The sequence below is a fragment of the Sporosarcina trichiuri genome, assembly GCF_030406775.1.
GTDB lineage: Bacteria > Bacillota > Bacilli > Bacillales_A > Planococcaceae > Sporosarcina > Sporosarcina trichiuri.
This window is the reverse complement of the sequence record NZ_CP129119.1, coordinates 2,307,501-2,326,639: the sequence shown is the minus strand read 5'-3', so window position 1 is coordinate 2,326,639 and position 19,139 is coordinate 2,307,501. Positions and strand designations below refer to the sequence as shown.

The 19,139-nt window shown below is 55.6% G+C and carries 20 protein-coding genes and 1 tRNA gene (1 of these 21 only partly in view); 20 read left to right on the top strand and 1 reads right to left on the bottom strand.

Features of this window, described 5'->3' with window-relative positions; all coding sequences use genetic code 11:
* Positions 1-52: 52 nt before the first annotated feature.
* The 8 genes from spoVT (at position 53) to QWT68_RS11720 (ending at position 5,929) form a co-directional block, all read left to right on the top strand.
* A complete protein-coding gene (gene spoVT / locus QWT68_RS11755; protein ID WP_040285250.1) occupies positions 53-589 on the top strand; it encodes a stage V sporulation protein T in 537 nt (178 codons plus the stop codon).
* 145 nt (positions 590-734) lie between these two features.
* Positions 735-2,303: a putative polysaccharide biosynthesis protein gene (locus tag QWT68_RS11750; RefSeq protein WP_244898651.1), complete on the top strand. Its 1,569-nt coding sequence runs from the start codon at positions 735-737 to the stop codon at positions 2,301-2,303.
* A gap of 4 nt (positions 2,304-2,307) precedes the next feature.
* Positions 2,308-3,780, top strand: a complete 1,473-nt coding sequence (yabN, locus tag QWT68_RS11745) for a bifunctional methyltransferase/pyrophosphohydrolase YabN (RefSeq protein WP_040285252.1) — start codon at positions 2,308-2,310, stop codon at positions 3,778-3,780.
* Positions 3,767-4,057 carry an RNA-binding S4 domain-containing protein gene (locus tag QWT68_RS11740; protein ID WP_040285253.1) on the top strand — a complete coding sequence of 97 codons (291 nt, stop codon included), beginning with the start codon at positions 3,767-3,769 and terminating at the stop codon, positions 4,055-4,057. Before yabN ends, QWT68_RS11740 begins: the two co-directional genes overlap by 14 nt.
* An 86-nt stretch (positions 4,058-4,143) precedes the next feature.
* Complete coding sequence (yabP, locus tag QWT68_RS11735; protein WP_040285254.1) at positions 4,144-4,440, top strand: sporulation protein YabP; 297 nt, start codon at positions 4,144-4,146, stop codon at positions 4,438-4,440.
* Positions 4,437-4,904, top strand: a complete 468-nt coding sequence (gene yabQ, locus QWT68_RS11730) for a spore cortex biosynthesis protein YabQ (protein WP_040285255.1) — start codon at positions 4,437-4,439, stop codon at positions 4,902-4,904. Before yabP ends, yabQ begins: the two co-directional genes overlap by 4 nt.
* Before the next feature lie 55 nt (positions 4,905-4,959).
* Positions 4,960-5,379 (top strand): FtsB family cell division protein, encoded by a 420-nt coding sequence (locus tag QWT68_RS11725; RefSeq protein ID WP_040285256.1) that lies wholly within the window; start codon positions 4,960-4,962, stop codon positions 5,377-5,379.
* Positions 5,380-5,509: 130 nt separating this feature from the next.
* A complete protein-coding gene (locus QWT68_RS11720) occupies positions 5,510-5,929 on the top strand; it encodes a S1 domain-containing RNA-binding protein (protein ID WP_040285257.1) in 420 nt (139 codons plus the stop codon).
* A 456-nt stretch (positions 5,930-6,385) separates the two neighbouring features.
* Here QWT68_RS11720 and QWT68_RS11715 read toward each other — a convergent pair.
* Positions 6,386-6,459 (bottom strand) — tRNA-Met (locus tag QWT68_RS11715).
* Between the two features lie 305 nt (positions 6,460-6,764).
* On the opposite strand from QWT68_RS11715, the gene QWT68_RS11710 reads away from it, so the two are divergent.
* The 12 genes from QWT68_RS11710 to lysS all read left to right on the top strand — a co-directional run.
* On the top strand, positions 6,765-9,185 hold the full coding sequence (locus QWT68_RS11710) for a SpoIIE family protein phosphatase (protein ID WP_052461637.1): 2,421 nt from the start codon (positions 6,765-6,767) through the stop codon (positions 9,183-9,185).
* A gap of 25 nt (positions 9,186-9,210) precedes the next feature.
* Complete coding sequence (gene tilS, locus QWT68_RS11705) at positions 9,211-10,614, top strand: tRNA lysidine(34) synthetase TilS (protein ID WP_290148500.1); 1,404 nt, start codon at positions 9,211-9,213, stop codon at positions 10,612-10,614.
* Between the two features lie 53 nt (positions 10,615-10,667).
* Positions 10,668-11,210 (top strand): hypoxanthine phosphoribosyltransferase, encoded by a 543-nt coding sequence (hpt, locus tag QWT68_RS11700; RefSeq protein ID WP_040285259.1) that lies wholly within the window; start codon positions 10,668-10,670, stop codon positions 11,208-11,210.
* A 130-nt stretch (positions 11,211-11,340) separates the two neighbouring features.
* The gene (ftsH, locus tag QWT68_RS11695; protein ID WP_040285260.1) at positions 11,341-13,335 is read left to right on the top strand and encodes an ATP-dependent zinc metalloprotease FtsH; all 1,995 of its coding nucleotides are present in this window, start codon (positions 11,341-11,343) and stop codon (positions 13,333-13,335) included.
* Positions 13,336-13,446: 111 nt separating this feature from the next.
* Positions 13,447-14,211, top strand: coding sequence for a type III pantothenate kinase (locus QWT68_RS11690; RefSeq protein WP_040285261.1), 765 nt, complete (start codon positions 13,447-13,449; stop codon positions 14,209-14,211).
* Between the two features lie 14 nt (positions 14,212-14,225).
* Positions 14,226-15,113: an Hsp33 family molecular chaperone HslO gene (hslO, locus tag QWT68_RS11685; protein ID WP_040285262.1), complete on the top strand. Its 888-nt coding sequence runs from the start codon at positions 14,226-14,228 to the stop codon at positions 15,111-15,113.
* Positions 15,091-16,023, top strand: coding sequence for a peptidyl-prolyl cis-trans isomerase (locus QWT68_RS11680; protein WP_040285263.1), 933 nt, complete (start codon positions 15,091-15,093; stop codon positions 16,021-16,023). The genes hslO and QWT68_RS11680 overlap by 23 nt, the downstream gene beginning before the upstream one ends.
* Before the next feature lie 130 nt (positions 16,024-16,153).
* Positions 16,154-17,080: a cysteine synthase A gene (cysK, locus tag QWT68_RS11675; protein ID WP_040285264.1), complete on the top strand. Its 927-nt coding sequence runs from the start codon at positions 16,154-16,156 to the stop codon at positions 17,078-17,080.
* Positions 17,081-17,199: 119 nt separating this feature from the next.
* Entirely contained in the window at positions 17,200-18,051 is an 852-nt protein-coding gene (gene folP, locus QWT68_RS11670) for a dihydropteroate synthase (protein WP_040285265.1), read from the top strand.
* A gap of 16 nt (positions 18,052-18,067) precedes the next feature.
* Positions 18,068-18,436, top strand: coding sequence for a dihydroneopterin aldolase (folB, locus tag QWT68_RS11665; RefSeq protein WP_040285266.1), 369 nt, complete (start codon positions 18,068-18,070; stop codon positions 18,434-18,436).
* Positions 18,433-18,942 carry a 2-amino-4-hydroxy-6-hydroxymethyldihydropteridine diphosphokinase gene (gene folK / locus QWT68_RS11660; RefSeq protein ID WP_290148493.1) on the top strand — a complete coding sequence of 170 codons (510 nt, stop codon included), beginning with the start codon at positions 18,433-18,435 and terminating at the stop codon, positions 18,940-18,942. Before folB ends, folK begins: the two co-directional genes overlap by 4 nt.
* 133 nt (positions 18,943-19,075) lie before the next feature.
* Positions 19,076-19,139, top strand: partial view of a lysine--tRNA ligase gene (gene lysS, locus QWT68_RS11655; protein WP_040285268.1) — the 5' end (the start) only. The gene runs 1,445 nt beyond the window's last position; the window shows 64 of its 1,509 coding nt (coding positions 1-64); it begins with the start codon at positions 19,076-19,078; the stop codon falls past the right edge of the window.

Sequence of the window (19,139 nt, the reverse complement as noted above, 5' to 3'; positions counted from 1 at the left end):
AAGCATACTGAGTCCGTAAAGCGGATTTCAATTAGAAAGTGAGGCATCATGCATGAAGGCAACCGGTATTGTCCGCAGGATCGATGACTTGGGAAGGGTGGTCATCCCGAAAGAAATCCGGCGAACGCTCCGGATCCGGGAAGGGGACCCTCTTGAAATTTTTACGGATCGGGACGGCGAAGTCATCCTGAAAAAGTATTCCCCGATTTCCGAACTCGGCCAGTTTGCAGCGGAATATGCAGAAACACTTTATCAGACATTGGGCACGCCGGCACTTATCAGTGACCGGGATGAAATCATCGCGGTGGCCGGTCTTCCGAAGAAGGACTATTTGAATCGGCAGGTGTCTGCCGACGCTGAAGAGCTGCTGAAGCAGCGGGCGATGGTGACGGAAAAAATGGAGAAGACCGTGGAATGGGTGCCGGGACAGACCGAGCATGTGAAATCCTACTGTGTCACTCCGATTGTTGTGAACGGTGATACCATCGGCGCAATCTATTTATTGTCGAAAGTCCACTTTGTCGGGGAAGCCGAACAGAAGACTGCCGAAACGGCCGCCTTGTTTTTAGCCAAACAGATGGAACAGTAATCTGCCTGCACCGCCTGAACCCTTCAGGACGTGCAGGTTTTTTTGTGCGTGCCCCCGGGAAGCTGTCGTTTCAAGCGGGCAGTGGTATAATGGACACCATCCACAAAACGAAAGAGGACTCAGCATGGCAGCAGGCGATTGGAATATGAAAACATTTATGAAAGGCGCGTCAATGCTGACGGTCTCCGCCTTGATTGTCAAACTGCTCGGGGCCGTGTACCGTGTCCCCTTCCAGAACTTGGTCGGGGACAAAGGGTTCTACATTTATCAGCAAGTGTACCCGATCACCGGGATCTTCGTGATCTGGACGACGTACGGTGCGGCGGTTTCCATTTCCAAGCTGCTGGCGGGTACGGAACATCCCGGTGAACGGCGGGCGATCATCAATTTATCGTTCGTCTATCTGAGTGTACTGAGCATACTCGCGTTCGCAGGGCTGCTGACCGGTGCTCAAACGATCGCACGGATGATGGGGGATGCCGCCCTGGCGCCGCTGCTGCGTGCGGGTGCCTATATTTTGCTGGTCATGCCTCTGCTTGCGGTGTACAAGGGGGTCTTCCAATCCAAAGGGGACATGATGCCGATCGCCGTGTCGGGTGTCGGCGAGCAGGGAATCCGCGTCGCCATCATTCTGGCGGGTACGTGGCTCGCGGTTCGTTCGGGCGCGTCGCTGTATACGACAGGGGAGATTGCAGTCATTGGGACCGTGATCGGCCAGGCTGCCGGCGTCCTGATCCTGGCACTCTGGCATCGCCGGTCCGTGCGCGCCAGGCCCGCAGCCATCGACCGGAAACGCGTCATCCGCGAACTGACCGTCGTCAGTGTCAGTCTGAGTGCAAGTTCCCTCATCCTCCTGCTGTATCAGCTGGCGGATGCATTCACGGTACTGAACCTGCTGACAGCGGACAGCATCGATGACACGGCTGCCATGGTCCTGAAAGGGATCTATGACCGCGGCCAGCCGCTGCTGCAGCTCGGCAGCCTGATCGCCACGACGCTCGCGATGGCGATTGTGCCGCTGATCGCGCACCATACGGCAAGAAGCGGAGGACGGAGCGCCTGGCCGTTCGTACAGCTGACGTACCGTGTTGCTGTCTTGTTCGGATTTGCAGCCGCACTCGGTCTTGCGCTTCTGCTGCCTTATGTGAATGTGTTATTGTTTGAAACAAGAGACGGTTCCGGCGCACTTGCGATCTTCTGCCTGCAGATTTTCTGGCTGTCGCTCGTACTGCCGCTCTGTGCAATCCTGCAGGGGGCCGGTTCCGGGAAAGGCCCGGCAGCCTGGCTGGTACTCGGGCTGGCTGTGAAGGTCCTGTCGAATGTCCTGCTCGTCCCTGTATACGGGATTGCCGGGGCAGCGCTTGCCGGCAATATCGGGTTTGCGGTAACAGCGGCGGGTCTGCTTTTACTCTTCAAGAAAACCTGGCCGGCGCGCCTGGCCCCTGCCAGGTTCTATGGCTGGATAGGTGCGGCAGGCGCTGCAATGGCGGCCGTTGTGCTCGCCTGGACAGCGGGAATCGATGCGGCAGGCCTGGCAGGGGACAGCCGGCTGTCTGCAGCACTGTCGGCGTTGCCCGCTGTCGGACTCGGCGCTGCCGTATTCCTGTTCATCATCATGAAGACGCGTGTGCTGGGCGACCGGGATTGGTATTTGTTGCCGTTCGGGAAACGGCTTGCGCGCGTGCAGCTGGTATTGACGAAAAAGAGAAGGTGATTGTATGGAAAAAATAACGATAATCGGCCTTGGTGCCGGTGAACTCGACCAACTGCCGCTTGGCGTCTACAGGAAATTGAAAGCCGCCGGTACGCTCATCGTCCGGACGGATCATCATCCGGCCGTCGACGAGCTGAAAGCGGAAGGTGTCCAGGTGCGGAGTTTCGATGCCGTCTATGAGGCAAATGATTCGTTCGAAGCGGTCTATGAGGAGATTGTCCGGCAGCTGACGGAGCTGGCATCGGAACAGCCGGTTGTATATGCTGTGCCCGGCCATCCGCTCGTTGCGGAACGTACTGTCCAGCTGCTGATCGAGCAGGAACGGGCAGGGAATGCCATCCTGGAGATCGCGGGAGGCAGCAGCTTCCTCGACCCGATCTTTTCGGCACTCCGCATCGATCCGATTGAAGGGTTCCAGCTTTTGGATGCAGCGGACCTGCATCAGGATGATGTGCTGATGCAGCAGCATATCCTGATCGGCCAGGTCTATGATGCGTTCGTCGCTTCGGATGTAAAACTGGCACTGCTCGAGAAATACCCGGTCGAACATCCGGTCACGATTGTGAAGGCGGCCGGGACGTCGCTTGAGCGGGTGCGCACCCTTCCGCTTGTAGAACTCGACCGCGAGACGGAGATCGACAACCTGACGACGGTCTACGTGCCGCCTGTCCCTGAACAGACGGACAGGCTGAAGGAATGGCGGACATTCCGCGCGATCATTGCCGCACTCCGCGGACCGGACGGCTGCCCGTGGGATCGGGAACAGACGCATGAGTCGCTGAAACGATATCTGATAGAAGAAGCGCACGAAGTCCTTGATGCGATCGATCGGGAAGACGATGACGGGCTCATCGAGGAGCTCGGTGATGTGCTGCTGCAGGTCTTCCTGCATGCGCAGATCGGGGAGGATGAAGGCTATTTCGCTATGGAAGACATCCTGCAGGCGGTCGGGGATAAGATGATCCGCAGGCATCCGCATGTTTTCGGGGAAATTGAAGTCGAGGATACAGAGGATGTCCTGACCAATTGGCAGGCCATCAAGGCGGCTGAGAAACCGGAGCGTACCTCCCTGCTCGACGGACAGGCGCTGACAAGCTCGTCCCTGCTGACCTCGTTCAATTACCAGAAGGCGGCAGCCCGGGTCGGATTCGACTGGGAGGATGTAAAAGGAGCATTCGATAAGTTCGAAGAGGAATGGCAGGAATTCAAGGACGAAGTGGCAGAAGGGACGCAGGATACCCGCACGGACGAACTCGGCGACGTGTTCTTCACGCTCGTCAACATCGCCCGGTTCCTGAAGCTCTCACCGGAGGAAGCGATGCAGCATGCCAACCGCAAGTTCAGCACGCGGTTCGGCTACATCGAACAGGCCGTAGCCGCCGGGCGCGGTTCATTCAGCGATTATACACTGGACGAGCTGGAACAATTCTGGCAAGATGCCAAACGGACAGGAGGAACCCAGCATGAGACTCGATAAATTCTTGAAAGTATCCAGGCTTATCAAAAGAAGGACACTCGCAAAACAGGTCGCGGACCAGGGTCGGATCACGATCGACGGGAAAGTCGCGAAAGCATCATCGGATGTGGCACCGGGCAATGAACTCGCCATCCGGTTCGGCCAGAAGATCGTCACCGTCACAGTGAACGAACTGAAAGCCTCCACGAAAAAAGAGGATGCAGCTGCGATGTACACGATCGTCAAAGAAGAAAAACTCGACAAAGTGGAACCGGAATTCGTGGACGATGAAGACTGAGGAGGCATGACAGGATCTTTTCCTGTCATGTTTTTTATTGGACGCGCATAGGATGGCAGTGTACAAAATCGACAGGAGGACAGACTATGCAAATTCAAACTGAAAGTCCGACGTACACAATCCCATCCGGCGACCACGTCGTCACCATGCGCAACCGGAAACGAATGGATCTCACTTCTGTAAAGACTATCGACCGGTTCGACCAAGAAGAGTTCCTCGTCCGCACGTCCCAGGGAATGCTGACCATCAAAGGAGAAGAATTACGCATCGTCCACTTGGATGTCGACAAAGGCCTTCTCACATTGGAGGGCTCTGTCAGCACACTGCAGTACGATGAAGAAGAGACAGGCTCCCGTAATTTCCTCCATAAATTGTTCGGATGAGCATCTCCGGCCAGTTCCTCAGCCTGCTTGCGATGATCGGTTCAGGGGTCATTGCAGGCGCGTTCATGGACATGATCGGTACAGGGATCGACCGGACGCAGAAAGCATCGTACATCCGGAGGATCTCCGGCCTTCTGGAAGGCGCGGGCTGGCTGCTTGCCGGCTGCTTCGCTTTCGCTGTCCTGTTTGAATACCGTGCGGGCGAGTGGCGGATGTACGATCCGATCGCCCAGCTGGCCGGTCTGCTGCTGTATGCGAGTCTGTTCCATAGACCGTTCCGTCTGTTCGGCAGGCTGGTCATTGTGCTGGTCATCCGGCCGGTCACCTGGATCATCCGGCTGGTATATGTCTGCATCCGGGCAGTGTTCCGCATCCTTTTTACAGTGGTCTACGTCCTATTGGGACCAATCCGGTATATCTATCGCCGTTTTGCCAACTTATCCTTCAAAAAAAGGGCGGCATGACGTATACTGGGGAAAGAACCATCTGTAAATTGTAGTTGAGGGGGCTGTACAGGAGATGGAGCAAAAGGCAAGGAAACTGAATTCCTCATCTGTTGCGTCAATTGAAACTGAATATGTCCGCTCCATGCAGCGCAAAGAGGACTGGCGGCGCAAACAGAAGAAGCGGCTGAAAGTGAAACTGCTCGTGTTTGCGATGATCGCCATCGTCACATTCGGCGGCATTGCGGTCTACAATCATCAGCAGAAGGAATTGCTCGCAGCCAAACAGCTGGAGAAACAGGAATTGATCGAACAGCTCGCCGTGAAGACGGGCGAGCAGGAGCAGCTGAAGAAACAGCTGCTGAAACTGGACGACGAAGAATACATTGCAAAATTGGCCCGGAAAGAGTATTTCGTTTCCAATGAGGGTGAAATCATCTTCTCCCTTCCGGAAGGGAAGAAAAAACTGGACAAAAAAGATGACGGAAAAGAGTAGTCTTATTGACACTCTTTTTTTGTTGGATATAATGAAAGTAGGAATCTTGCGCAGGCAGGACCCGTAAAAACGGTTGCTAGGCTTTCTGAAAGGAAGGCCCGCTTAAATTCTAAGGAGGAGCATTTTTTTTATGTCAATTGAAGTAGGCAGCAAATTAGAGGGTAAAGTGACAGGGATCACTAATTTTGGGGCATTCGTTGAATTGCCGACCGGCGTAACAGGACTTGTCCACATCAGTGAAGTGGCAGACAACTACGTCAAAGATATCAACGACCACTTGAAAGTCGGCGACAAAGTTGAAGTGAAAGTCATGAACGTCGGATCTGACGGCAAAATCGGCCTGTCGATCCGGAAAGCGAAACCGGAATCCGAACGGCCGCAGCGACCGCAGCGACCATCACGCCCTCGTCAGGGAGGACGCGCACCGGAGCGTCCGGAGAATTTCGAGCAGAAAATGGCGAAATTCATGAAGGACAGCGAGGAACGCCTTACGACACTTAAGCGAGCAACTGAGTCCAAACGCGGAGGCCGCGGAGCACGCAGAGGCTGACGCCCGAGTACAAAGGTTGGAACGACCCTTCTGAGCTGTTTCAATACAGGAAAAAATGTCTTATAGATGAAAAGCTGAGTGTGTGCCTGACGGCGCCGCTCAGCTTTTTTCGTTGTCCGGCAGGTGTGTGCTGCAAACAACCGGGCGTTCGGGGAAGCGGGGTTGACGGCTGGGCACGGGCGTGCGGGAGACTGGATTGTGTAAAGTTATGAGCGCATTCGGCTGGTTTATGAGCGGAGTCCAGGGTTTATGATCACTTTACGAGGTTTATGAGCGAAATTCCAAGTTTATGATCACTTTCCGCGGTTTATGATCATAATCCGGGATTTATGATCACTTTCCTCGTTTTATGAGCACCCCTACAATTCCCCCTGGCGGCATCATGATCCGCGAGCAGTCCTAAAGCGCAAAAAAAAGGGCCTGTCATGTCGACAGACCCTTTGTGTGCAATTCGTATAGCGGCGGAGGGGATCGAACCCCCGACCTCACGGGTATGAACCGTACGCTCTAGCCAGCTGAGCTACACCGCCAAATGGATGATCCGCAACCTCTACAGTTGCGACCTTTTACATCATACAGACTGCAGGAATACTTGTCAACGGTTTCCGTACAATTTTCCATAGTGTGCACGAGCAAAGGAGAAATACCCCCGCGCGGCAAAATACGCGCGGCCCGGACCCGGATACGCGCAGCCCGCAAAAATAGCCCACCCACCCTGTCGACAACCTGCACGTAAACCGTCGAAATGTTTTTAGGACCTGGTGCCAGAAAGAGACAAAATATGAAGCCGCCCCCCGGTATACTTAACGGCAATAGGTCATAGGGGGAATGAGAAATGAAGATGGTCAGCAGCAATACAGAGAGAACGATGATGCATCCGCTTCACAGCCTGATCGGATCGATAATGGTACGGAAAGTGCACCTGCTTACATCGCTGTTGTTCGCGGTCGGCTCCTTCTTCTTGGCGCAGGCAGTCCTGTTCGATGCAGCGGTTCCATTTTTGCTGCCGGTTTGGGCACTTGCGGTCATGCGCTACCCGAAGTATATGATTCCGGCATTCGTCGGAGGCATGAGCGGAAGCCTGTTCCTCGGGTTAGGACAGGCCCTGCTGTTCGTGCTGCAGCTGCTTCTGTTCAATGTGGTCATCCGGCATTCATTCACAAGGAAATCGGTGCCGCTCACCGTTGCCGCTACGATCATCGCGGTGCAGGTGTTCTGGCAGCTGATCATGTATGCAGGCCAGCCGCCGCTGACGGTCCAGCTGTCCATCGGATTCGAAGCACTGCTGGCCCTGGTGATGACAATCTTCCTGTTCATCGCCTTCCCACCGGTCGATAAACTGCTGTATTCGCCATGGCGTGCGGAGCAGCTCGGGGCGGCCTGCATCATCGCTGCGATGGCGGCAACCGGGATGGACCGCCTGATGATCGGGCTCGTGTCCGTGCCGGGCGCGCTTCTTTATATGGCGATCCTCATCGCAGCAGTCTCAGGCGGCATCCTGTTCTCCACGACGGTCGCCATGATGATCGCCGCCATTACCGGGATGGCGGAACTGTCATTCACCGGAATGATGACGGTCTACGGCATGACGGGGTTTGCTGCCGGTGCCATGAAAGGGTTCGGGAAGCTGGGGGTGGCAACAGGCGGCTTATTCGCATCGGTCTTTTTCCTGCTGTATGACCTGACGCTGCCGCTCGATCAGACGCATTTCGTGACGATCGGAGCAGCGACATTGTTGTTCTTCTGCATTCCATCAAAACGGCTTGCATCCGTATCGGATATGCTGCAGCCGGAGCGGCAGGATCTCTCCGAGAAACGGCAGCAGTGGCTCGCCCGCCAGCTGGATGAGCAGCTGACGGACTTCCAGCAGTTCGCATCGTTCATGTCGACGATGGTGAATGACCAGTTCCCTGTCCAGGAGACCCAGCAGAAAGCACGTGCAGAGGAGACTCCGATCGCCTGCCGTTCGTGCTTCCGCTATGCGAAGTGCTGGGAATCGAATGACGACAGCATGCCTGCGCTCCTGTCCGAATGGGAGTCGACCTATTCGGCAACGAAAAAGGCGGCCCGGCACCGTGTCGAAGAGAAGATCCGCTATAAATGCGTCCGCCATAACGGGCTGATCGAGGAACTGGAGGAGCGCGGTGCCGACCGTCTGCTGATGGGCCAGCTGCAGCATGGCCGCAAGATGCTGGCACTCCAGCTGCGGGATATGAGCAACCATCTGGAAAAGATGATGAAAGATATCAAAGAGGACGTCACGGTCTATCAGCCGTCTGAGGAAGAGCTCGGCAATTGTCTGCGTGCGCAGGATATCGAGTTTTTCCAGATCGATATTTTATCGGAAGAGAAGGGGTCCATGCGGATCGTCTGTTCCATCCCGGAGCGCCGTTCGTCCTTCGAGACCGATACGACGGTTGCGGAACGGCTGATCCTGCCGATCTTGGAAGAGATGTACCAGGAGCCGTTCCAGGTGGAAAAAGCGGTGATGCGGGAGCAGCCGTTCACCCATCTGCAGCTGACGTTCACATCCGCTGTCCGTTTCTCCATGCAGTACGGCGTCGTCGCGACTGCCGGCGGCGGATCACTGTATGCCGGGGATGCGTATGAAGTATTCCCGATCCATGACGGGCTGACGGCGGTGCTGCTGTCGGACGGCATGGGGCAGGATCTCAACGCGTACTATGAAAGCCAGAAAGTGATCCGCCTCATGCGGGAGTGCCTGGACCGCAAGATGGGACCGGAGACAGCGATGCACACCCTGCATTATATGATGGCGCTGAACGGACTGGACGATATGTATGCGACCCTCGATCTAGCGCTGATCGATCTGCAGGACGGGCGGCTCTGGTCGTGGAAAGCAGGTTCCATGAGCACGTATATCAAACGGGGGGATGAATTCCTGCGTGTCGACAGCAAAGCGGTGCCGTTCGGGTTCCTGCCATCCTTTACCGTGGAGGCGAAAAACGAAGAACTGAAATCAGGCGATATCATCGTCATGATGACGGACGGCATTTTCAATGGGGATATTCCGCTGGAGCAGCAGGAACGGTCGCTCTGTCAGACGCTGGAGCGGCATGGCGGGCTGGACTGCGAAGCACTTGCGGACCGCATCATGGGCGAAATGGAAAGGAAGTTCAAAACGACAGCGGATGACCGTACTGTCCTGGTCATGAAGATGGACCATATCGTGCCGAGCTGGTCGAGTGTGAAAGTGCGGACACCATCACTTTTCCGGCAGAAAGTGGTAGTATGAGGGGAAGAGAAGGGGGCGGATGGGTATGGAGAAGACACAACTGCAGAAAGCGACAGACTTCATCCGTGAAAAGGGTCTGTTGCAGAAAGGAGACCGTGTGCTCGTCGCCTGCTCCGGCGGCGTGGACTCCATGGCGCTGCTGCACTATTTAGCAGCCATGCGCCCGGTTTTCGGCTTTGAGACGGCTGCCATACATGTCGATCACTGTCTCCGCGGCGCAGAATCCGCAGAAGACGGTGAAGTGGTGCAGCAGCTTGCGGACCGGCTGGGTGTCCGCTGCCACCGCACTGCCGTCCCTGTACCCGAACTTATGGAAACATCAGGCGGAAACGTCCAGGATGTCTGCCGCAGAGGAAGATATGCGAAATTCAAAGAAGTGATGGCGGAGGGGCGGTATGCTGTGCTTGCTGCTGCCCATCATTCGGAGGATCAGCTGGAGACCGTCCTGATGCAGATCACGAAAGGACAGCGGCCGAAAGGGATGCCCGCCGTCCGGCATCTCGGGGAGGGCCGGCTGATCCGTCCTTTCCTGCAGCTCGGAAAAGCCGATCTCTATGCATATGCAGCGGATCACGATCTTGCCTATCGGGAGGACCCGAGCAATATGAAAGACGACTATACACGCAACCGGTACCGGCATCACGTGCTGCCGGCACTGCTCCGTGAAGAGCCGGCTGCAGCTGTGCAGTCCGTACGGATGACGGAAACACTCCAAGAGGAGGATGACCTTCTTGGCGGCCTTGCGGAAGAGCAGACGGAAAAGCTTATCCGGCATGACGAAAAGGGGAGGCTCTGTATTGAAACGGAGATGTTTTCCGCCATGCACCCTGCTTTACAAAAGAGGACGGTTCCTCTACTATTGAAGTATCTTTACAATGGGGAAACTATACCTGCAATTTACAACGCTTCTCTGGTGAATCAAGTCGTCCGTCAGCTGAACGGGGTGCACGGCAGTGCTGCTGTCCATCTGCCGAAGGGCTGGAGGCTGGAACGGACATATGGCCGTTCCATATTCTTGCGGAACGGACCTGCAGAACGGGGCAGCCATCCCGTCTCCTTCCCGGAAAACCAGTGGATCCGATGGGGGGCGTTCCGGCTGCGCTGGTGCCGTGCGTCCGAGGCAGCCGCCGATGAATTGGCGGCTGTTTCGGAATGGCGGTATTTCCGGCCCGCGCCAGAAGGCTTTCCTGCGGAGATCCGGGTCCGGCAGCCGGGAGACCGGATCCGCCTGAAAGGGATGGACACGCCGAAGAAGCTGAGCCGGCTGTTCATCGATGAAAAGATCGGACACTCGCAGCGCGATGAACTGCCCGTTATCATCGCGGAAGACGGCAGTGTCTGTGCGGTGCCTTTCGTCCGGTATGGCGGACGATTCACAAGTGAAGAGCCGGATGGAGAAGCTTACATACTGATGACGGACCGGCAATAGTGCCGGCATCCTCCAGCAGCTCGTTGACCCACAAACCTTAGGAGGAATTATTCATGTTGGAAAAAGATATTCAGGAAGTGCTTATCACGGAAGAACAGCTCCAGGAAAAAGTGGCGGAACTCGGCCAGCAGCTGTCTGACGAGTATAAGGAGAAGTTCCCGCTTGTCATCGGCGTGCTGAAAGGTGCCCTTCCGTTCATGAGCGATCTTATCAAACGGTTCGATGCGTACATAGAACTCGATTTCATGGATGTATCCAGCTACGGGAATGCCACCGTTTCTTCCGGTGAAGTGAAGATCATCAAGGACTTGAATACGAGCATCGAAGGCCGTGACATCATCATCCTCGAGGACATCATCGACAGCGGGAAGACGCTGAAGTATTTGGTGGAGCTGTTCAAGTACCGGAAAGCGAACTCCATCAAAATCGTCACACTGCTCGACAAGCCGACCGGCCGCAAAGTCGATCTGAAAGCGGATATGGTCGGATTCGAAGTGCCGGATGCGTTCGTCGTCGGGTACGGTCTGGACTATGCGGAAAAATACCGCAACCTGCCATATATCGGTGTTCTGAAGAAGGAAATCTACACAACCTGAATACGATGTAAGAGCCTCTGAAAAAGGGAATGGCACTTGCTGTTCTGCAAAGTCATTTCCTTTGTGATTCAAATTGCATATATGATAAGATTGTCAATAGTTTTCTGTTGAAGAAATGAGGAGGCTTGGGATGAATCGAATATTTCGATACTTTCTATTATATGGGCTGATTTTTCTGGCGATCATGGGAATCTTCAGTTCGCTGAACAATCCAAACCCTAAAATGGAAAAGATCCGTTATGACGAATTTCTCACAGCATTAGAACAAGGGAAAGTGGAACGAGCCGAATTTCAGCCTGTCCAGCTTGTCTATGAAGTAAAAGGGCATATGAAAGGCGCGAAGAAAGACGAGACGTTCACGACCAACGTTCCGATGAATGATGAGACGACTATGAGCGATATCCGTGATCTTGCGAAGACAACGAAAACGGAAGTGGATATCCTGCCGGCACCTGAAACGAGTGCCTGGGTATCCTTCTTCACCGGCTTGGTGCCATTTATCATCATCATCATCCTGTTCTTCTTCCTGCTGAACCAGGCGCAGGGCGGCGGCGGTGGCGGAAAAGTGATGAATTTCGGGAAAAGCAAAGCGAAATTGCACTCCGATGACCGCAAGAAAGTCCGCTTCACCGATGTTGCCGGAGCGGATGAAGAGAAACAGGAACTTGTCGAAGTCGTCGACTTTCTGAAAGATCCGCGGAAATTCGCGGAAGTCGGCGCACGTATTCCGAAGGGGATCCTGTTAGTAGGACCTCCGGGTACCGGGAAAACCCTCCTGGCCCGTGCTGTAGCAGGGGAAGCCGGCGTGCCGTTCTTCTCGATCTCCGGTTCGGACTTCGTGGAAATGTTCGTCGGTGTCGGTGCATCCCGTGTGCGTGACTTGTTCGAAAATGCGAAGAAAAATGCACCATGTATCATTTTCATCGATGAAATCGACGCAGTCGGACGCCAGCGGGGCGCAGGCCTCGGCGGCGGTCATGATGAGCGTGAACAGACGCTCAACCAGCTGCTTGTCGAAATGGATGGCTTCGGCGAAAACGAAGGCATCATCATTGTCGCTGCAACGAACCGTCCGGATATCCTGGACCCGGCACTTCTGCGTCCAGGCCGTTTCGACCGTCAGATCACAGTCGGCCGCCCGGATGTCAAAGGCCGCGAGGCTGTACTCAAAGTGCATGCACGCAACAAGCCGCTCGATGAAACTGTCAACCTGAAGGCGCTCGCACAGCGGACCCCTGGATTCTCAGGAGCCGATCTTGAGAACCTCCTGAACGAGGCGGCGCTCGTTGCGGCCCGCCGCAACAAGACGACGATCGACATGGCGGATATCGATGAAGCGACAGACCGGGTCATTGCGGGTACCGCCAAGACGAGCCGTGTCATTTCCGAGAAGGAACGCCGCATTGTCGCAAACCACGAAGCAGGCCACGTCGTCGTAGGACTCATCCTGGATGACGCGGAGATCGTCCACAAAGTGACGATCGTGCCGCGCGGCCAGGCAGGCGGCTATGCGGTCATGCTGCCGAAGGAAGACCGGTACTTCATGACGAAGCCGGAACTCCTCGACAAGATCGCGGGTCTCCTCGGCGGCCGGGTTTCCGAAGAGATCGTTCTCGGCGAAGTGTCCACTGGTGCGCATAATGACTTCCAGCGGGCGACCGGCATTGCGCGCTCCATGGTGACGGAGTACGGGATGAGCGACAAACTCGGACCGATGCAATTCGGCCAGCAGCAGGGCGGCAACGTCTTCCTCGGCCGTGACTTCAACTCCGAGCAGAACTATTCCGATTCCATCGCGTATGAAATCGATCAGGAAATGCAGTCGATCATCAAAGGTGAATACGAGCGGACGAAACGGATCCTTACGGAGAACCGCGACCTGCTCGATCTGATCGCAAAAACGCTCCTCGAAGTGGAAACACTCGACGCCGAGCAGATCAACCACCTGAAAGATCACGGCACGCTGCCTGACCGTCCGTACGACCGGAAAGAAGTCGGTGAAGATGCGGATGCCAATCCGGATGTCACCGGTGCACCGGCAGATCCATCTGTCGGCAACCTGCCGGACAGCTCAGGTCCTGAAGAAGCACCTGGCTCGATGGACGAGAAACGAAACGACTTTTAATCATCATCAGCAGCTGGCTGTCCGCCATGAGACAGCCAGCTGTTTTTTTTGAAAAGATGTATGGTATGATGTGAGGGAAAAAAGACTATTGAGAACAGTGAGGAATGGGACATGCTCTTAGTTTTGGATACAGGCAATACGAACATCGTACTGGGCGTCTACGAAGGGGATGGCCTGAAGCATCATTGGCGTATGGAGACCTACCGCCAAAAGACCGAAGATGAGTACGCCATGCAGGTGAAATCGTTGTTTGCGCATGTCGGTCTTGAGTTCTCGGACATTTCAGGGATCATCATTTCGTCCGTTGTACCGCCTGTCATGCATCCGCTGGAACAGATGTGTAAAAAGTATTTCAAACAGGAACCTGTCATTGTCGGTCCGGGGGTGAAAACGGGCCTGAACATAAAGTATGAAAACCCACGGGAAGTCGGGGCGGACCGGATTGTCAACGCGGTGGCGGCGATACATGAATACGGCAGTCCGCTTATCATCGTAGATTTCGGCACCGCGACGACTTATTGTTATATCAACGAACGGGCAGAGTATATGGGAGGAGCCATCGCGCCGGGTGTCAGCATTTCCATGGAAGCGCTGTTCGACCGCGCCTCCAAACTTCCGCGAGTGGAACTCACCCGTCCTGAACACGTCGTCGGGAAGAACACAGTGTCCGCCATGCAGGCAGGCATCCTGTACGGCTACGTCGGACAAGTGGAAGGTCTCGTCAACCGGATGAAAAACGCCGGCCGGGAGAATCCGACAGTCATTGCCACCGGCGGGCTTGCTCCGCTGATCGGCAAGGAGACCGAAGTGATCGATGTCATCGATGAGTTCCTGACATTGAAGGGGCTGAAACTGATTTACGAACGCAACCGATAAGGAGAGATAGGCAGATGAATGATTACTTAGTAAAAGCACTGGCGTTCGGAGGGACCATCCGCGCATACGCCGCAACCACAACGGGAGCGGTCGGTGAAATGCAGCGGCGTCATTATTCATGGCCGACTGCGACCGCAGCCATCGGCCGGACGATGACAGCGACAGTCATGATGGGTGCCATGCTGAAAGGCGACGACAAACTGACTGTCAAACTGGATGGCGGCGGACCCCTCGGGGCCATCGTCACCGACGCGGACGCGCATGGCCATATCCGCGGCTATGCCATTAATCCGCAGACGCACTTCGACTTGAATGCCCAAGGGAAACTCGACGTCCGGCGCGCTGTCGGAACGGACGGCTTGCTGACGGTCGTCAAAGATCTCGGACTCCGGGATATGTTCACCGGCCAGACGCCGATTGTATCTGGCGAAGTGGCGGAAGACTTCACGCAGTACTTCGTCGTGTCAGAGCAGGTGCCTTCCGCAGTAGCACTCGGTGTCCTGGTGAACCCGGACAACACGGTGAAAGCGTCGGGCGGTTTCATTATCCAAGTGATGCCGGGAGCCGAGGACGAAACCATTACGGAACTGGAGACGCGTATCAGCCGTATGGAGCCGATCTCAAAAATGATCGACCGCGGGCTGTCTCCGGAGCAGGTGCTCGAAGAAGTGCTGGGTGCTGACATTGTACAGATTGTCGATAAGATGGACGTGAACTTCCATTGCAGCTGCTCGAAAGACCGCTTCGGCACGGCCATCAAGAGTCTCGGGGAAGCGGAAATCCTCCAGATGATCGCTGAAGACGGCCAGGCGGAGGCGGAATGCCATTTCTGTCTGGAAACGTATACGTACTCCAAAGAAGAATTAGAGGAATTTGTCGATGAACTCCGGGCGGGTTCCTGACCGTTCAGGAGGCGCACAGCCGAAGCGCAGACTGAAGACAGGGCCTCTGCTGCTCCTGATCGCCATCCTGGCGGCAGGGAACCTCCTGTGGTTCATCGGTTGGCTCATACCCGACAAGGCGGAAAGCCCGTTCGAGGCGGGCGAGGAAGTGGCCTCCGTCGCAGGCAAACCGATCACCCGTGAGGAATGGATGATGGCGATGGAGCAGGAAGTCGGACGCGATGTCCTGCTTGGACTGGTCAATGAGCGGGTCATGGAGACAGCGGCTGACGAGTACAAGATCAAAGTCACCGACGAGGAAGTGGACCGGGAACTTGCACTGCTGTCGTCATCTGACGGCAAAGCCTATACCGGGCTGGATGCGGAACAGATGAGAAAGAAAGTGCGTTCCGATCTCATCCTGGACAGTGTCCTGACAAAAGATATCGTGGTCGAGGACGAAGCGGTGTCCGCTTATTACAAGAAGAACAAAGACCAATATGAAATCCCTTCGGCGCATCGTACATCGCTTCTCGCGGCGTCCACCAAGGAGGATGCCGAGCAGGCGGCGGCCGAGCTGAAAGGCGGGTCAAGTTTCTCTGTGCTTGCGAAGGAGCGGTCCGTCGATCCGGCCTCGGCATCCATCGGCGGCGACCTCGGCTTTATCAGCAGCCGCTCCGAAGAGACCGACCCGGCGATCGTCAAACAGGTCGAGTCCATGAAAGCAGGGGACACAAGCGGTATCATCCGGCTCTCTGACGGCACATATGGAATTCTGCATGTAAAAGATGTGCTGAAGGGCAGATCGTTCAAATTGAAAGACGTTAAGGAGCATATCCGAAGGGAACTCGCACTTCAGCAGCTTTCCCAGTCGGTCACGCCGGAAACATTCTGGCAGGAATTCGATGCTCATTGGTTTTATGGAAACTGAAGGACTCCGCATTTTTGCGGGGTTTTTTTAATGCGGGAAGGGATAGAGATGTTTGACAACTGTCACAATACTCTTGTACACTGAATACAGTACAAAACCTACCTACTAACTAGGAATTGGAGTGTTCGAGATGAAAAACATTGGAAATTCAGTAGCGGATCTGGTCGGCCGGACGCCTTTGGTCAAGCTGAACCGTCTGGTGGGACCTGATGACGCAGATGTCTATTTGAAATTGGAGTATTTCAATCCGGGCTCCAGTGTCAAGGACCGGATCGCACTTGCGATGATTGAGGCAGCGGAACAGTCGGGAGAATTGAAGGAAGGCGGAACGCTGATCGAGCCGACGAGCGGCAATACCGGAATCGGGCTGGCGATGATTGCTGCAGCGAAAGGCTACAAAGCTGTCCTCGTCATGCCGGATACGATGAGTCTCGAGCGGCGCAACCTGCTGCGCGCATACGGAGCCGAGCTGGTTCTCACACCTGGCGCCGAAGGGATGAAAGGCGCCATTGCCAAAGCGGAGCAGCTGGCTGAGGAAAAGGGCTGGTTCCTTCCGCAGCAATTCAACAACGAGGCGAATCCGGAAGTCCACCGTCTGACGACAGGACCTGAAATTGCTGATGCACTGGAACAGGTCGATGCATTCGTTTCAGCGGTCGGCACAGGCGGAACAATCACAGGTGTCGGCAGTGTGCTGAAAGAGCGTTTCCCCGGTGTGAAGATCATCGCCGTGGAGCCGACCGACTCGGCAGTGCTGTCCGGAGGGAAGCCGGGTCCCCACAAAATTCAGGGGATCGGTGCCGGCTTCGTGCCCAAAGTGCTCGATACAGACATTTACGATGACATCACGCAAGTCACGAACGATGAATCGTATCAATATGCCCGGAGACTTGCGAAAGAGGAAGGGATTCTCGGAGGGGTTTCATCAGGAGCGGCCGTGTTTGCAGCCCTGAAAGCGGCACGGGAACTCGGCAAAGGAAAAACCGTCGTTGCGATTCTTCCGTCAAATGGCGAACGGTATTTGAGTACACCGCTCTATCAATTCGAAGAAGAATAAGGTATACGGGAAAAGGGGGGAGCGGACTGCTTCCCCCTTTTTGTGCATTTCATTAGAAAAAGCGGCAGGCAGCCAGTAAACTGGGGAGTACGAGTGTAGACAGACGGGAGAGGAACCGCATGAGATTGCAACATGCAAAGAAGATCTATCAGCTTGGGGATACCTTCATCGATTTCCAGAACGAAACGGTCGTTATGGGCATACTGAACGTAACGCCGGATTCGTTCTCGGACGGCGGCCGCTACAGCCGGACGGACGCGGCGCTGCGGCATGCGGAAGAAATGGTTGCTGCCGGTGCGAAGATCATCGACATCGGCGGGGAATCGACGCGCCCGGGCCACACACCTGTGCCGCTTGAGGAAGAGCTGGCCCGCACGATCCCGATCATCGAGGCGCTTAGCGCGGAATTCGGCTGTGCATTGTCGATCGATACATACAAAGCGGATGTGGCGGAAGCGGCCCTCGCAGCAGGCGCCCATATCATCAACGACGTCTGGGGGGCGAAACGGGAACCCAGGATTGCTGAAGTGGCGGCAGCCTGCGATGCGCCGATCATCCTGATGCATAACCGTGAACAAGCTGTCTATGATGGGGAGCTGGGTGATGAACTGATTACGGATATGGAAGAAAGTATTGCGATTGCGGAACAGGCGGGAGTGGAGGCCGGAAACATCTGGCTCGATCCGGGTATCGGATTCGCAAAAGACGTCCGGCAGAACATCGAAGCGATGCAGAGTCTCGGCCGGTTGTCGGAACTCGGCTACCCGGTGCTGCTCGGGACATCGAAAAAGTCTCTGGTCGGCCGTGTCCTTGATCTGCCTGTCGATCAGCGGTTGGAAGGGACGGGGGCGACTGTCTGCTACGGCGTCGAACACGGCTGCCATATTGTCCGGGTGCATGACGTGGAACCGATTGCCCGGATGGTCAGAATGATGGATGTGCTGACAGGAAAACAGCATTATACCGAGTGAGAAGGGGGCGGAACGATTGGACTTCATTCATATAAACGAAATGCAGTTCTACGGCTATCATGGCGCGCTGGCAGAAGAGACGGTTCTCGGCCAGCGGTTCACCATATCGGTGACACTGGCTGCGGATCTGCAGCAGGCAGGCAGGACGGATGATCTCTCCGCGACAGTGAATTATGCAGAGGTCTACGAGACGGTCCGCAGTATTGCGGAAGGTGAGCCGGTGAAGCTGATAGAGACTGTAGCCGAGCGGGTTGCGGCAAAGCTTCTGACGGATTATCAGGAGCAGGTGAGCGGTGTGCGCGTGAAAGTCGTGAAACCCGATCCGCCGATCCCGGGACACTATGCATCCGTGGCAGTCGAGGTCGAGAGGGGGCAGCTGCGTTGAATACAGCCTATCTGTCCATCGGTACAAACATGGGAGACCGGGAAGCGAACCTGGCGCGTGCGGTGGATCTGCTGCGCGCAGCGGACGGCGTCGGGCCGGCTGTCGTCTCGTCGATCTATGAGACAGCGCCGGTCGGACTGACCGAGCAGGCGGACTTCCTCAATGTCGCTGTCCGGGTCGAGACGTCTTTGTCTGCCGGTGAGCTGCTGGAGGTGTGCCAGCGGATCGAACAGGAGCTAGGACGCGTCCGTACAGTACGGTGGGGACCGCGGACAGCAGATCTCGACATCCTTCTGTATAATGAAGAAAGAATGGATACGGAAACACTGACAATTCCGCATCCGCGTATGCATGAACGCGCATTTGTGCTGATACCGCTTGCAGAACTCGCTCCGGACGTGCAGGAACCCGGCAGCGGCCGCCTATATCGCGAAATGCCTGCAGCGGCGGAAGGCGGTGTCAGGCTGTGGAAAGCAGCGGATACCGGCTGGAATGGCAAAGAATGAACTCTGCCCCGGCACCGGATCATCTTGCGAAGGAGAGACCGCTTAGCAAGCGGCTTTTTTTACGCAGCGGATTTGTGTACAATGGACATAGTACACGCTGTAAACGCACGACCAATCTAGAGGAGTGAACAGGATGTCGAATAACGAAGAATTGAATGACCAGCTTCAGGTCAGACGCCAGAAGATGGAAGATATAC